This window comes from Nocardiopsis sp. KDC1DS13DA1 (genome assembly GCF_055632325.1).
Genome location: NZ_JBVMUY010000009.1, coordinates 41,937 through 56,035 on the forward strand (window position 1 = coordinate 41,937; position 14,099 = coordinate 56,035).

Below are 14,099 nucleotides of genomic sequence, written 5' to 3' on the forward strand. Positions count from 1 at the left end.
GACCGCGGCCGGCGCGTCGTCTCCGGAGCCCGTCCCGCTACGCCGGGGGGCGGCCCCCGGGTCGCCTCCCGACGTAGGGCGCGCCCCGGGACACGTCCCGGGCGGTGTCAGCCGCCGAGGGCCAGGCGGGCGCCGAGCGAGAGCATGACGACGGCGATCACCCCGTCCAGGATCCGCCACGCGCCCGGCCGGGCGAACACCGGGCGCAGGAGCCGGGCGCCGAAGCCCAGGGCGAAGAACCACAGGAAGCTGGCGGTCACCGCGCCGCGCGCCCACCACCAGCGCGCCTCGCCGTCCTGCTGGTTGGCGACGGAGCCGAGGAAGACCACCGTGTCGAGGTACACGTGCGGGTTGAGCCAGGTCATGGCGAGGGCGGTGGCGACCGCGGAGCCGAGCCGCAGGGAGCGCGGACCGCCGTCGGAGGCGAGCGCGCCGGGGCGCACGACCCGGACCGCCGCGAGCAGGCCGTACACCACCAGGAACCCGGCGCCGAGGACGCGCACCGCGACGAGCGCCGTCGGCACCGCCTCGACGACGGCCCCGACGCCGAGGACCCCGGCGGTGATGAGGACGGCGTCCGACAGGGCGCAGACCAGGACCACGGCCAGGACCGTGCGGGGGCGGCCGTCGATGCCGAGCCGGAGGACGTAGGCGTTCTGGGCGCCGATGGCCACGATGAGGGCGAGCCCGGTGCCCAGGCCGAGCACCGCCGCGAGCAGGGATTCGTTCACGTCCGGAACGTTAGGACCCCCAGGGTATGCAGTAAAGCTAAACTTTCTTAGAACCCTTAAGAAAGGCTGTTGATGCCCTTCCAGTTCGACCACCTGCGCACCCTCACCACGCTCGTGGACGAGGGGACCTTCGAGGCCGCCGCCCGGCGCCTGCACGTGACCGCCTCGGCGGTCTCCCAGCGGATCCGGACGATGGAGCAGGCCGCGGGCAAGGTCCTGGTGCGGCGCACCAACCCGGTGGCGCCGACGTCGGCGGGCGACGTGGTCCTGCGCTACGCCCGGCAGGTGGTCCTCCTGGACGGGGACGTGCTGGCCGAACTCCAGGCCGGGCAGGACGGGGTCGGCCGGGTCTGCGTTCCGCTGGCGGTCAACGCCGACAGCCTCTCCACCTGGTTCCTGGAGGCGCTCGCCGAACTCCCCTCCGACCTGGGCGCGGTGTTCGACGTCCACCGGGAGGACCAGGAGCACACCACGTCGCTGCTGCGCTCCGGGACCGTGATGGCCGCGGTCACCTCGACCCCGGAGGCGGTCCAGGGGTGCGCGGTCGAGGGTCTGGGGACCATGCGCTACCACGCCGTGTGCACCCCGGGTTTCGCCGCCGCGCACCTGGGCGACCCGGTCGACGCCGAACGGCTCGCGCACGCTCCGGTGGTCAACTTCGACCGCAAGGACGAACTCCAGGAGCAGTTCCTGCGTGAGCTGACCGGACGCGGACCGGAGGCGCCGTGCCACTTCATCCCGGCCTCGACGGACTTCGCCAAAACCATCCTGCTCGGGCTCGGGTGGGGCGTGGTGCCCGAGCAGCAGTGCCTGGCGGAGATCGGGGAGGGGCGGCTGGTCGCGCTCGCCCCCGACCGCCCGGTGGAGGTGCGGCTGTACTGGCAGCGCTGGAACCTGCGCTCGCCGCTGCTGGACCGGGTGTCGGAGGGGGTACGGGCCTCCGCCGCCGCCCACCTGCATCCGCTGTAGCGCCGAGGATCGGGGTTGTCGGCGCGGCGGCCCTCTGGTGGGATGGGACCGCGGTGCGCCCCGGCGGACCGCGTCAACGATGGGGCTTTCTGGCGCACGGAGCACGCGCGGGCGTGCCACGACCGGCTTGGGCCGTGCGTCCGCGCCGGAGGTGGCATGGCGTATCCGCAGTGGGAGGAGTCCCCGACGGACCCGTTCTCCCGGTTCCCCCCGAACGTGGGCGCGCGGCTGCGCCCCCTGGTACCGGGGCTGGCGCGGAACGCGGTCGAGGCGGTGCGGCGCCGCGCGGAGGCACACGGCCCGGCCCTGGAGCCCGGTGACGCCGAGGCGTGGCGCGCGTTGGTCGCGGCGGCGGCGTACGCCTTCCTCGACCGGGTGGAGGACGGCCGCGGCCCCGACGGCCCGGTCGGCGTCGTCGAGGAGTTCCGCGCGTTCGGGGCCGAGGAGGCCCGCGGCGGGCGGACGCTGGAGCGGCTGCACACCGGGATGCGCACGGCGGTGGCGATCGCGTGGCGGCGGCTGGCGGTCACGGACGCGTTCACCCGTCAGGACGTGGTGGTCCTGGGTGAGGCGCTGTTCGCGTTCCAGGAGGAGCTCACCTCGGCCGCGGCCGAGGGCCACGCCGGGGTGCGCCGGACCGACTCCGACCAGCGCGAGCGCAGCCGGGCACGGTTGCTGGAGGAGCTGCTGGCGGGCGCCGGCGGGGCCGCCGGGACGGTGGCGGCACTGGCCCGGGCGGCGCGGTGGCGGGTCCCCGAACGGGTCGCGGTTGCGGTACTGCTGCCCGGGGAGCGGTCCGTACCCCCCGCACTGCCGTCCGACGTCCTGGTGGACCTGGACCGGAGTGAACCGTGCGCGCTGGTGCCCGACCCCGACGGACCCGGGCGGCTGCGGACCCTGGAGCGGTCGCTGCGCGGCGGTTCGGCGGCCCTGGGGCCGAGTGTGGCGCCGGAGGAGGTCCCCGTCTCACTCTCGCGGGCCCGTGACCTGGCGGAGCTGGTCCGCGACGGGGTGCTGCCCGGCGACGGCGTCATGCGGTGGGTCGACCACCTGTCGACGCTGCTGCTGTCGCGGGACACGGCCCTGCTGGCGGAACTGGCGCGGAGGCGGCTGGCCCCGATCGCGCGACTGCGTGCGCCCCAGCGCGACCGGATGGCCGACACCCTGCTGGCATGGTTGGAGACGGGGTTCAACGCCAACGAGGCGGCTCTCCGCCTGCGCGTGCACCCGCAGACCGTGCGGTACCGGATACGCAGGCTGGACGAGCTGTTCGGCCCGCGCCTGCGTGATCCCGGTGCCCGCTTCGAGCTGGAGCTGGTACTGCGCGCCCGCCGCCTGTTGGGGCCGCTGGAGTCGCGCTGACCCCCGCGGTGTCAGGTCGCGGGCGCCAGCGCGCGGACGGCGGCCACGGGGTCCCCGGGCACGATCGGCGCGATGACGGGGGTGGTGACCCCGGCGTCGGCGTAGGCGCGGATCCGTTCCCGGCAGTACTCCGCGGGGCCGTGCACGATCAGGTCGTCCACGACCGAGTCGGGGATGGCCTCCAGTGCGCCCTTGCGGTCGCCCTCGTCCCACGCCTTCCACATGGGGGTGAGCTCCTCGCGTCCGAGCCATTCGTGGAAGGCGCGGTAGACGGGCACGTTGAGGTAGGCGGAGATGGCCCAGCGGCCGATCCCGCGGGCCGTGTCCGGGTCGGTGTCGGGGATCGCGAAGATCCGGGCGACCACCTCCCGGTCCTGTCCGTCCTCGGCGGCTCCGCGCACGTGGGGGACGACGGTGCGCACGTCCTCCGCGGACAGCCAGTTGATGATCGCGCCGTCGCCCTCGCGCCCCGCGAGCCGCAGCATGCCGGGCCGCAGTGCCGCGACGAGCAGCGGAGGGGCCTGCTCGGGCACCGCCCCGAGGGTGAACCCCTGGACGGAGAAGGTGTCGTACTCCGCCCGGACCTTCGCGCCGGTCAGCGCCTCGCGGAGGAAGCGCAGGGTGTCGCGGATCCGCTTGTAGGGCTCCGCGAAGGGGATGGAGTTCCACTTCTCCACGATGACGTTGGACGAGGTGCCGATCCCCAGCGCGAAGCGGCCGGGCGCGGCGGCCGCCAGCGCGGCGGCGCTCATCGCCAGGGTCGCGGGACCGCGTGTGTACACGGGCACGATGGCCGTGCCCAGACGGAGGCCCGGCGCCCACACGCTGGCGAGCGCGAGCGGTGTGAAGGCGTCGGCGCCGTTGGCCTCGGCTGACCAGACGTCGGTGTAGCCGAGGTCGGGCAGCTGCTCGATGACGGACCTCTGTTCCAGGAGGGGAACCCCCTCCAGGGGGATGGTGATGCCCCAGCGAGCGGTCATGGCGACTCCCTGTCGGTGGACCGGATACCGCATCCGGTTCGTGTCCGCTGTCGACCCCGACCATACCGCGCGGTCGGTATGTCGTCTGCCCCGGGCGGCCGCCTCCGACACGGCGGGCGACCGACGGCGACGGGGCGCCCCGACCGGGCGTATGTTCGTAGGGCCCGGAGGAACGCGGCCCCGGCGCGGAGCGGCGACGCGGAGCGACGGCGCACCCGACGGGCACCGGAACCCACTCGACCCGAGCGAAGGAGGCCCCGACCGTGGCCACGCCACCCTCCCCCTACGACTTCCTGCCAGAGCTGCCGACGTTCACCCTGGCCAGTGACGACGTCGCCGACGGGCAGACCCTGTCCAGGCCCCAGGTCAGCGGCATCATGGGAGCTGGCGGCGAGGACGTCTCACCGCACCTGTCCTGGAGCGGCTTCCCCGAGGGGACGCGGAGCTTCGCCGTCACCTGCTTCGACCCCGACGCACCGACCGCCAGCGGGTTCTGGCACTGGTCGGTGTGCAACATCCCGGCCGAGGTCACCGAGTTGGCGACGGGCGCGGGTGAGGGTTCCGGCCTGCCGGAACCAGCCGTGACCGTGCGCAACGACGCCGGGGGCCACCGCTACGTCGGTGCCGCCCCGCCCCCCGGGCACGGGCCGCACCGCTACATGTTCGCGGTCCACGCCCTGGACGTACCCCGCCTCGACGTGGACGCCTCGGCCAGCCCCGCCTTCGTCGGCTTCAACCTGTTCGCGCACGCCATCGCGCGTGCGGTCATCGCTCCCGTGTACGAGCGGAGCTGAGGTCGCGGGCCGACTGATCGGGTGCGGGTGCCCGGCGGCGCCGGGCACCCGCACCCGCCCCTCTCCCTCCCGGGGGCGTGGGATACACGCGGGAGAGGCCGCTTCGGTTGACGTCGCTGCCGGATTCGGCCAATTCCGGGGCGAACTCCGCCCGAGACCTCTAGGCTCGGCGCACGGTCGCCCGACCGCCCCCACACCCCGGGAGGGATCAGCGGTGCCCCAGCAACCAGTGACGAGGCCGACGGTCGTGGTGACGACGGCGGGTTCGGCCCCGACCCCCGGCACCATCCTCCACCTGCGCGAGGCGGGTTTCCGGGTGGTCGCCACCGACATCGACCCCGCCGCGCCCGGCCTGTACCTCGCCGACCGCGGGTACCTGGTGCCTCCGGGGGACAGCGACGCCTTCCTGCCCCGGATGCGGGAGCTGTGCGCCCGCGAGGGAGCGGTCGCGGTGGTCCCCCTCGTGGACGAGGAGCTGGTCAGGGTCGCGGAGCTCGCCGACGAGGGGGTGTGCGTGCTGCTCCCCCGGACGGAGTTCGTCACCACCTGCCTGGACAAGGGGCTGCTCATGCGGCGGCTGGACGCGGCCGGGATCGGTGTGCCCCGTACCTGGCCGGCGACGGACTGGCCGTCCGACGCCGGGGACGCCCCCGGCGCGTTCGTCGTCAAGCCCCGCAGCGGCCGGGGCAGCCGCGGTGTGGCGGTCATCGGCTCCCGGGCCGACCTGCCCGGGGTCGTGGCCGCGGGCGGGTACGCGCCCGAGGAGCTCATCGTGCAGGAGCGCGTCACCGGACCCGAGTTCACGGTGTCCGTGGTGGTGTGGCGCGACGGCCGGGTCCAGGCCGTGGTGCCCAAGGAGGTGGTCCTCAAACAAGGGGTCACCCGGTACGCGGTGACCCGCCGCGCCCCGGCGGTGGCAAAGACCTGCCGGGCCGTGCAGGCGGCCCTGCGCGCCGACGGCCCGTTCAACGTGCAGCTGTGCCTGGACGCCGCGGGGCGGCCCAGGATCTTCGAGATCAACCCACGCTTCTCCTCGACGGCCGCGCTGACGGCGGCGGCCGGGGTCGACGAGATCGCCGGGCTGCTGCGGCAGGCGGTCACGGGAGGGCCGCGGCTGACCGACGAGTGGCGGGAGGGCGTGGCGATGGTACGACGGTGGACGGACGAGTTCATCAGCGAGGAGGAGTTCACCTCGCACGGCCTGTCCCCCGCACCGGAGGCGGCCGGGACGGTGTCCCGGTGAGCGGCGCGCGCCCGCTGGCGGAGGCGGCCGCGGCGGCGGTGACGGAGGTCGGCGCGCTGCTCAGGAAGTGGCGGGCCGACCCCGACGCGCTCGGCGGGGTCTGGGAGGGGAGCCAGTTCAAGGCACGGGCGGACGCCATGGCGCACCGCGCGCTGTCCGAGCGGCTGTCGGCGATCGACCGGGACGTCCCCGTGGTCAGCGAGGAGGACCCGGCGTCGCTGGTCCTGGAGCGGCCGCGGCGCTACTGGCTGATCGACCCCATCGACGGGACCGCCAGCTACGCGCACGGATTCCCGGGCTACGTGACGCAGGCCGCCCTGGTGGTCGACGACCGGCCCGAGGTGGCGGCGGTGTTCGCCCCGGAGACCGCGACGCTGTACACGGCCGTCCGGGGCCGGGGCGCCCGCCGGGACGGCCGCCGCCTGACCGGACCCGCGCAGGCCCCGCCCGGGACGGGCGTGCTCACCGACAACACCCCCGAGCCCCGGGGGATCGCGCGGCGGGTCTACGACCACTTCGGGTACCGCGGCTACCTGGAGAGCGGCAGCATCGCGCTGAAGCTGTGCAGGGTCGCCGACGGGTCGGCGCACCTGTTCGTCAAGGACGTACCCGTGCGCGACTGGGACGTGGCCGCGCCCGCGCTCGTGCTGGAGGAGGCGGGGGGCCGGGTCACCCGGCTGGACGGGTCCGGGTTCGACTACCGGGGAACCTACGAGCACACCGGCCTGGTGGGCGCCGCCGACCCCGCCACGGGCCGCGCCGTCGCCCACTGGTTAACGTCCTGACCTGCGATAACACCCGTTCCTGGGAGGTGCGTCGAGGAGGTGGTGAGGCGGGCCCGCGCATCCCTTCCCCGGGCCCGGCACGGCGCGTATGGTGTGGTCACCAACCGCGCCTGCTGGGGGTGGGAAGTGGAGGACCGACGTCTGCCTCTGCACCGGATGCGCGCCTCGGACGCCGAACGCGACCGTACGGTCGACCACCTCACCGTGGCGTTCGTGGAGGGCCGCCTGGACCTTGGGGAGTACGACCGCAGGGTGGGTCTGGCCCTGTCCTCGGTGCTGGTCGGGGAGCTGTGGTCGCTGACCGCGGACCTCCCGCGGACCGGGGACCCCCCTTCGGCACCGGACCCCGCCCCGGACCCGCGCCGGGAGCACCGCTCCGCCCACGGGGACCTCACCCCGCCCGTGCCGATGCGCGAGTGGGGCGACGAGTGGCGGTGGTGGGCGGGTGTCGCGGCCGTCCTCACCGCCGTGTGGGCGGTGGTGAGCCTGACCGCGGGCGAACTCGTACCGTACTGGCCGCTGGTGCCGTTGGGCGTCTGGGGAGCCGTGCTGGTCGCGGCCACCGTCTGGCCCGGTGGGGACGGACCGCACTGAGGGGCCGGGAAGGGCGCCCGGGACGGGTCACTGCGACGGGTGGTGGAGGGACCGGGCGAGAGTCAGGTCGACGGGCCCGCCCCCGCCCCCGCCGAGGTCGAGAAAGTACTCCACCTGCCATGCCTGAGTGCCGCGGGCCTGCCGGTTGGCCGTGGTCACCCACGGCGGGTAGACGCGGAACCCGCGCTTGCCTCCGGAGCCGCCGCGGGAGACGATGCCGCGTTCGCACAACACCTCGCGCGGGAACACGAACTGTCCGAAGCCGTCGGCGTCGCGGCTGCTGACGACGAAGAGGTCCACGCCGTCGGCGACGTCGAAGGGCCGGATCGGCCCCTCCTCGGAGCGCTGCCACACGGTGACGAACTGGCCGACCTTCGCCGGGGTGGTCCTGGCCACGCGGAACCGGACCGAGCGACCGTCGAGCGTGAACGCGCACGCCGCGTAGTCAGCCCCCTCCGGTTCGATCACCGGTGGCGGGCAGGCGAAACCGATTGGGTCGTACACCAGTGTCTTCGCCGCCGACAGGTCACCGTGAAGGCCCGTCCACGGCTGATTCGTCACCATGCCGCCATCCTGTCATCACACCCGTGCGCACCGCTCCGACCCCCAGCCGTCCGCCGATGCTCGACCCGGTCGGCACGCTGACGCCGGACGACGGGGCCATGGAGCCCTCGGGTCCCCGCCCCGCCATGGCCTCAGCCCACCGCGTGGAGCCAGCGGACCGGGGCTCCGTCGCCCGCGTACCGGAACGGCTCCAACTCCTCGTCCCAGGCCCGCCCCATGAGGTGTTCGATCTCCGTGGCCAGATCGGTGCCGTTGGCGGCCGACCGCGTCATCGCGGCGCGCAGGCGCCCCTCCGGCACCAGTACCTCGCCGGCGGCGCTGGTGATCGCGGTGCACATGCCCAGGGACGGCGTGTAGCTGTAACGCACGCCGTCACACCCCGGCGACCCCTCCTCGGTCACCTCGAACCGCAGGCGCTGCCACGAGTTCAGCGCCGAGGCCACCTCGCCCGCGGTCCCCGGTCGGCCCTGCCAGTTCAGCTCGGCGCGGTGGTGGCCGGGGGCCGCCGGCTGCGCGACCCAGTCAAGTTTCACGGGTACGCCAACGACGCCCGCGACCGCCCACTCGACGTGTGGGCACAGCGCCGCGGGCGCTGAGTGGACGTACAAGACGCCACGTGCGGACACCGAACCTCCTGATACGAACGAGTGCGCTTCCCCGACGCCCTCGTATCCACGAGAAGGTTGCAGACCCGCCTGAATACCTTTCGCCCCATTGTGCCCTAAGGGCTCTCTGGGTACCAGCGGTAACACCGGGATTTGCGGTGTTCCCACCACGCCCGGGGCACCCGGAGACTAGCGTGACACCCGGAGCGGACAGGAAGTCTGATCATAGTGGGGGCGGGTGTGCCAGACCAGCCGTACGAGGACGTGAGCAGCCCTTCCTCCTCCCGGGGAACGGTACTGTGGACCGATACCGGGAACGAAACCCCTGCCGCGTTGCCGGTTCCGGCCACTTCCGCCCCGGAGTCCGACGGCCCCGCCGCCCCCGAACCCGCCGACGCCGACCTCGTCCGGGGCGCGCGGGAGGGCGATCCCCGGGCGTGGGAGGGCATCGTCGACCGCCACCTGCCGCTCGTGAACGCGGTCGCCCGCTCCTACCGCCTCTCCGACCCGGACCGCGAGGACGCGGTCCAGACCGTGTGGCTCACCCTGAACCAGCACCTTCCCCGGCTCCACTCCCCCGACCGGCTCCGCGCCTGGCTGCGCCGCGTCACCAACGACGTGTGCGCCCGCCAGCGTCGGCACTGCGCACGGCAGAGCCCGGTCGCCCCGGACGTCCTCACCCGCCTGCCCGCCCCCGGCGGCCCCGACCTCGAATCCCAGTACCTGGAGCGGGAACGGCACGACGAGCTGCACAGGGCGATCCGCCGCCTGCCCCCGCAGGACCGGATCGTGGCACTGCGCCTCCTCGACGACACCCCGCGCGACCCCGACACCCGCTCCGACCCCCGCGTCGACGCGAACCGGCGCCGCCGCGTCAGGCGCCGACTCCGCCGCATCCTGGAGGAACCGCAGTGAGGAAACGCACCGACCACCTCCCTCCGTGGGCCACCGAGGGCCGGAAGGCGGCCCTGGCCGCCTTCGACCGCCGCGACGACGACGCCGACCTCGCCGACCTCACCCTCCAGACTCCGCCGGCCCCCGAGGACGCGCGCGACACCGACGGCGCCCTGCTGACCACGCTGCGGTTCGACCACGGCGGCCTCACCCTCGACCTGCGGATCCGCGTCCACGGGCCGCACCGGTCCCTGTCCGGGCTGGTCAGCGGGGACTTCTCGTTCGTCATCGTGGACGTCCGGTACCCCGGAACCACCGACCGCCTCCGTGTCGGCTCCGACGGCCGCTTCTCCGTGCCCGGGCTCCGGCGCGGACCGCTCAGCCTCGCCCTGCACCGGACCGGCCGCCCACCGTTGGTCACGGGCTGGTTCACCGCCTGAGCCCCGGCAACCGGGCGACCGCGGGCGGTCGTCCGAAGGGCACCGGCCACGCACCGGACGCCACAGAACAGGACACTCCGAAAGCGGGTTCGGAACACACACGAACCCGGCGCGACGCACCCGCCTTCACCCGCTTCGTCCGCCTTCGCACCCGGGCCTTTGCACAGCTTGACCGCGAAGGCTCCCCCGCGCGACCGCCCGCTGCTATCAGTGGATCCGGGTGGCCCCCGCAGGGCGGCGGGCCCGAGCCCTCCCCTCGCGAAAGGCGGCGCGCACGTGACCTCCGACGTCCACCGGTCCGACCCGGCGTCCGGCCGACACCTCCTGGCCCGGATCAGGCGCGGGGTGCGGCTCGCGCGCAGCGGCCTGTTCGCGACCACGGCCGACCTCCTCACCGACACCCACCGCCGCCTGCGCGGCCACCCCGCCGCCGAGGACGCACCGGTCCTGCCGGGGGTCCTGGTCAACCTGGGGCTGGCCCAGACCATGTGCGGCCGTTTCGACCAGGCCGAGGACCACCTCGCCGAGGCCCACACGCTCACCCTCGAACGCGGACTCCCGCTCCTGGGACTGGTCGCTCGGCACAACCAGGGGTGCCTCGCCCTCTACCGGGGCGACACGGTCACGGCCATCGACACCTTCCTGGGCCTGCTGCCCCGCCTGCCGACCGCACGGCGTGAGGCCCTGCACGTGGACCTGGCCGAGGCCCTGCTGTCGGAGGGACTGGTCGAGGAGGCCGCGGCCACGCTCGACGAGGGACCGTGGCTCGAGAACGGCTCGACCTCCGCGAGCGCCCTGCTCGTGGAGGCCAAACTGCGCTTCCTGGAGGGGGACCGCCAACGCGCGGTCGAACTCACGCGGAGGGTACGCGGCACGTTCGGACCGGGATCCCTGTGGAATCGGCTCGCGGCCCGTCTCGAACGCCTCGCCCTCGCCGCCGCCCCGACCGCTCGGACACCCGCCCGCCCGACCACGGACGCCCACCCTGGACCGGCCCGGGGATCGACCCCGGTCGGCCGGGCCAGGAACGGCCTGCGCGTCCGGATTCCCCTCGTCGCCCCACCCGCGAAGCACCGTCTCCGGGCCGCTCCTCTGCGGGCCCTGGACGTCCTGGCCCGGGGTGCCGCGCCCGCGCCCGGGCCGTGGCTGGGGTCGGCCGCCCACGACCCGCACGTCGTCCGCGCCGGGCTGGAGGCCGCGCTCCTCGCGGGAGCGCCCGTGACCGCGCTGGAGTGGGCGGAGCTGTCCCGCACCTGGGCCGCGGCGCACGTTCCGGGGCCGCACGAGCCCGCCTCCCCGGACCTGGCCGAACTGGCCGGGCGATACCGCACCGCCCTGGCCCGGGGTCGGGGACCGCGGACCGAGCACCACGCCCGGATGTGGGAGGCGGCGCGGTGGCGCGCGTGTCGCGGGCGGGGCGGCCTGGAGCGCACCGGACGCGCCGTACCGGCCCCGGTCGCCGCCGCACTGCTGGACCGGTTGGGGCCCGACCGGGCGTTCGTCCACCTCACCTGGGCCGGACACGACACCGTCGCCCTGGTCGCGGTCGCCGGGCGGGTCCACGCGCGTCCCCTGGGCCCGCTCTCCCCCGCCGTCCGGGCCCTGGCGCGGTTCACCCACGCGCTGCCCGCGCCTGCGTGCCGCGTCCGCGCGGTGGAGGTCCGCAGCGCCGCGGCGGAGGCCTCCCGGGCGCTCCTGGCACCGCTCCTCCCCCTGCTCGGGGACCGCCCGTTGGTGCTGGCCGCCGACCCGCGCCTGGGCGACCCGCCGTGGGGGATGCTGCCCGCCCTGTGCGGACGGCCGGTCGACCTGGTGCCCACCGCCCGGTTCTGGGTGGAGCGCGCGGACCGGCCGCGCCCGTCGGCGGAACGGGTTCTGTTGGTGGCCGCCCCCACACCCGGCGGAGCGTGTCGGGAGGTGACCGCGTTGACCCGCGTCTATCCGGGAGCGCGCGTCCTCGGCGGAGAGAGGGCCCGGTCGGCCGACGTGCTGGCCGGGTTCGGGGAATCCGACGTCGTCCACCTGGCCGGGCACGGCCACGTCCCGGACCGCGTACCCCTGCTCGCCTCAGTCGACCTCGCGGACGGCCCCCTGCTCGCCCGCGACCTGACCAAGCTCACCGCGGTGCCCGCCCTGGTGACCCTCTCGACCTGCTGGAACGGGCGCGGTTTCGGAGGTGTCACGGGGACTCCGTCAGGGTTCGTCGGCGCCCTGCACGCCCGCGGCGCACGCACGGTGGTGGCCAGCCCGGTCCCCGTCCGGGACACCGAGACCGGTGACGCCATGGTGCGCTTCCACCGCGCGCTGGCGGCGGGGGTCCCGGCGTCCGAGGCGGTGGCTCTCCACCTCGGACCGGCCGGGTTCTGCTGCTTCGGCGCCTGACCGGGCCGCCTGACCCGGTGGTCGCCGGGGCGGCTACCAGCCGCGCTCGCGCCACTCCGCGAGCTTGGGGCGTTCCGCACCCAGCGTGGTGTCGCGTCCGTGCCCGGGGTAGACCCAGGTGTCGTCGTCCAGCTCGTCGAACAGGCGCTCGCTCACGTCGGCGAAGAGGGAGCGGAAGTCCTCGTCGCGCAGCGTGCGGCCGACCCCGCCCGGGAACAGGGAGTCACCGGTGAACAGGTGGGTGTGGCCCTCGGGGTCGTCGTAGCGCAACGCGATCGACCCGGGCGTGTGCCCGCGCAGGTGGACCACGGTCAGGGAGCACGCGCCGACGGGCACCCGCGCACCGTGCTCGACGGGCTCGTCCACCGACACGGGGAGGTCGTCCCCGTCAGCGGGGTGGGCGACCGTGCGAGCGCCGGTCTGGCCGACGACCTCGGCGAGGGCCCTCCAGTGGTCCTGGTGGCGGTGGGTGGTGATCACGCGGGCCAGTCCCCGCTCACCGATGAGGTCGAGGATCCGATCCGCCTCGTCGGCGGCGTCGATCAGTACGCCCTCCCCCGTGGCCTGGCAACGCAGCAGGTAGACGTTGTTGTCCATGGGGCCGACAGAGAGTTTGGCGATCGTCAGGTGCGGTAGTTGGCGCAGGTCGGCGGGGCCGCCGACCCTGGTATCTCCGGAGTAGCTCACCCCTCCATTGTGGACCGTCCACCGACGGAGGCGTACCCCGGCCGGGATCGGACGCCGGGGTCACCGGAGCGTCCGACCTCTGGCCGCGGCCGGGTGCGGGAACGGCGGGGCGCGACCCCGCGGGCCGGTTACTGGGCCCAGCGGGGAGGACGTTTGTCGAAGAAGGCCGCGCGCCCCTCGGCGGCGTCCTCTCCGGCGAAGAACTCGGCGGACAGCTCGCCCATCCGGGTGAAGGCCTCGGTGCGCCGGTCCGCGCTGGCCAGGGCACCGGAACCGAGTTCGTCGAGGAGCTGTTTGGTGCGCGACAGCGCGCGCGGCGCCGACCCGCGCAGCCCCTGGAGGACGGCGTCCACGGCGTGCGCCATCTCCCGGTCGGGGACCGCCTGGGTGATCAGCCCGGCCTTGGCCGCCGCCGAGGCGTCGAACAGCTCCCCGGTGAGGAAGTAACGGCTGAGTTGGCGTGAGTGCATCCGCGCGGACACCGGGACGGAGATGATCGCCGGTACCACGCCGATGCGCACCTCGGTGAAGGCGAACGTCGCGCTCTTGGGCGCCAGGGCGATGTCGGCCGAGGCCACCAGCCCGATCCCGCCCGCGCGGGCGGCGCCGTTGAGGACCGCGATGACGGGTTTGGGGGCACCCATGATCTGCTCGAAGATGGCCGGAAGCTCCGGTGCGGGTTCGACCGTCTCGCCCCGCAGCGCCGCTCCGACCTCCTTCAGGTCGGCCCCCGCGCAGAAGACCGGGCCGGTCCCCGTGAGCACGATGCCGCGCACCTCGTCGTCGGCCATCGCGTCGGACAGGGCCTTGGACAGTTCCGAGCGCAGCCGGGCGGACAGCGCGTTGCGGTTGCGGGGGGAGTCGAGGGTGACCGTGGCGATGGCGCGGTCGACGGTCAGGCGTACCAGGGGGGCGTCCTCCGGGGACGCCGGGGACGGGTGCTGCGTCATCGCAGGCTGACCTTTCTCCGTGTGGGCGCGCGGGTCCGGGGGACGCGACGCGCACGTGCCCGGTTTGCGACCTGGCACGTCTCGCTTGTGGCGGTATGCACGAATCCGGTTCAACCTTA

General features: G+C 74.6%; 15 protein-coding genes. 9 read left to right on the forward strand and 6 right to left on the reverse strand.

Annotated elements, in window-relative coordinates; translation table 11 throughout:
- Positions 1-107 precede the first annotated feature (107 nt).
- Entirely contained in the window at positions 108-731 is a 624-nt protein-coding gene (locus ACTVAJ_RS06595) for a LysE/ArgO family amino acid transporter (protein ID WP_470387167.1), read from the reverse strand.
- Between the two features lie 72 nt (positions 732-803).
- Here ACTVAJ_RS06595 and ACTVAJ_RS06600 point away from each other — a divergent pair, with 72 nt between their 5' ends.
- On the forward strand, positions 804-1,700 hold the full coding sequence (locus tag ACTVAJ_RS06600; protein WP_470387168.1) for a LysR family transcriptional regulator ArgP: 897 nt from the start codon (positions 804-806) through the stop codon (positions 1,698-1,700).
- 156 nt (positions 1,701-1,856) lie between these two features.
- Positions 1,857-3,062 (forward strand): PucR family transcriptional regulator, encoded by a 1,206-nt coding sequence (locus ACTVAJ_RS06605; protein WP_470387169.1) that lies wholly within the window; start codon positions 1,857-1,859, stop codon positions 3,060-3,062.
- Between the two features lie 11 nt (positions 3,063-3,073).
- Here the strand turns inward: ACTVAJ_RS06605 and ACTVAJ_RS06610 are convergent, their stop codons facing one another.
- Entirely contained in the window at positions 3,074-4,042 is a 969-nt protein-coding gene (locus ACTVAJ_RS06610) for an LLM class F420-dependent oxidoreductase (RefSeq protein WP_470387170.1), read from the reverse strand.
- 263 nt (positions 4,043-4,305) lie between these two features.
- Between ACTVAJ_RS06610 and ACTVAJ_RS06615 the strand changes: the two genes are divergently transcribed.
- From ACTVAJ_RS06615 to ACTVAJ_RS06630, 4 genes are all read left to right on the forward strand, one after another.
- Positions 4,306-4,836 (forward strand): YbhB/YbcL family Raf kinase inhibitor-like protein, encoded by a 531-nt coding sequence (locus ACTVAJ_RS06615; protein ID WP_470387171.1) that lies wholly within the window; start codon positions 4,306-4,308, stop codon positions 4,834-4,836.
- Between the two features lie 247 nt (positions 4,837-5,083).
- A complete protein-coding gene (locus ACTVAJ_RS06620; RefSeq protein ID WP_470387287.1) occupies positions 5,084-6,079 on the forward strand; it encodes an ATP-grasp domain-containing protein in 996 nt (331 codons plus the stop codon).
- Entirely contained in the window at positions 6,076-6,864 is a 789-nt protein-coding gene (locus tag ACTVAJ_RS06625) for a 3'(2'),5'-bisphosphate nucleotidase CysQ family protein (protein ID WP_470387172.1), read from the forward strand. The genes ACTVAJ_RS06620 and ACTVAJ_RS06625 overlap by 4 nt, the downstream gene beginning before the upstream one ends.
- 126 nt (positions 6,865-6,990) lie before the next feature.
- Positions 6,991-7,458 (forward strand): DUF1707 SHOCT-like domain-containing protein, encoded by a 468-nt coding sequence (locus tag ACTVAJ_RS06630; RefSeq protein WP_470387173.1) that lies wholly within the window; start codon positions 6,991-6,993, stop codon positions 7,456-7,458.
- A 27-nt stretch (positions 7,459-7,485) separates the two neighbouring features.
- Here ACTVAJ_RS06630 and ACTVAJ_RS06635 read toward each other — a convergent pair whose 3' ends face one another.
- Both ACTVAJ_RS06635 and ACTVAJ_RS06640 read right to left on the reverse strand, forming a co-directional pair.
- Positions 7,486-8,022, reverse strand: coding sequence for a MepB family protein (locus ACTVAJ_RS06635; RefSeq protein WP_470387174.1), 537 nt, complete (start codon positions 8,020-8,022; stop codon positions 7,486-7,488).
- 131 nt (positions 8,023-8,153) lie between these two features.
- A complete protein-coding gene (locus ACTVAJ_RS06640; protein WP_470387175.1) occupies positions 8,154-8,648 on the reverse strand; it encodes a DUF3145 domain-containing protein in 495 nt (164 codons plus the stop codon).
- 219 nt (positions 8,649-8,867) lie between these two features.
- Here ACTVAJ_RS06640 and ACTVAJ_RS06645 point away from each other — a divergent pair, with 219 nt between their 5' ends.
- From ACTVAJ_RS06645 to ACTVAJ_RS06655, 3 genes are all read left to right on the forward strand, one after another.
- Positions 8,868-9,542 carry an RNA polymerase sigma factor gene (locus ACTVAJ_RS06645; RefSeq protein ID WP_470387176.1) on the forward strand — a complete coding sequence of 225 codons (675 nt, stop codon included), beginning with the start codon at positions 8,868-8,870 and terminating at the stop codon, positions 9,540-9,542.
- Positions 9,539-9,961 carry a hypothetical protein gene (locus ACTVAJ_RS06650; protein WP_470387177.1) on the forward strand — a complete coding sequence of 141 codons (423 nt, stop codon included), beginning with the start codon at positions 9,539-9,541 and terminating at the stop codon, positions 9,959-9,961. The genes ACTVAJ_RS06645 and ACTVAJ_RS06650 overlap by 4 nt, the downstream gene beginning before the upstream one ends.
- Positions 9,962-10,237: 276 nt before the next feature.
- Positions 10,238-12,343 carry a CHAT domain-containing protein gene (locus ACTVAJ_RS06655; protein ID WP_470387178.1) on the forward strand — a complete coding sequence of 702 codons (2,106 nt, stop codon included), beginning with the start codon at positions 10,238-10,240 and terminating at the stop codon, positions 12,341-12,343.
- 33 nt (positions 12,344-12,376) lie between these two features.
- On the opposite strand, the gene ACTVAJ_RS06660 is transcribed toward ACTVAJ_RS06655, so the two are convergent.
- Both ACTVAJ_RS06660 and ACTVAJ_RS06665 read right to left on the reverse strand, forming a co-directional pair.
- A complete protein-coding gene (locus ACTVAJ_RS06660) occupies positions 12,377-13,030 on the reverse strand; it encodes an MBL fold metallo-hydrolase (RefSeq protein WP_470387179.1) in 654 nt (217 codons plus the stop codon).
- Between the two features lie 128 nt (positions 13,031-13,158).
- A complete protein-coding gene (locus ACTVAJ_RS06665; RefSeq protein WP_470387180.1) occupies positions 13,159-13,980 on the reverse strand; it encodes an enoyl-CoA hydratase-related protein in 822 nt (273 codons plus the stop codon).
- Between the last annotated feature and the right edge of the window lie 119 nt (positions 13,981-14,099).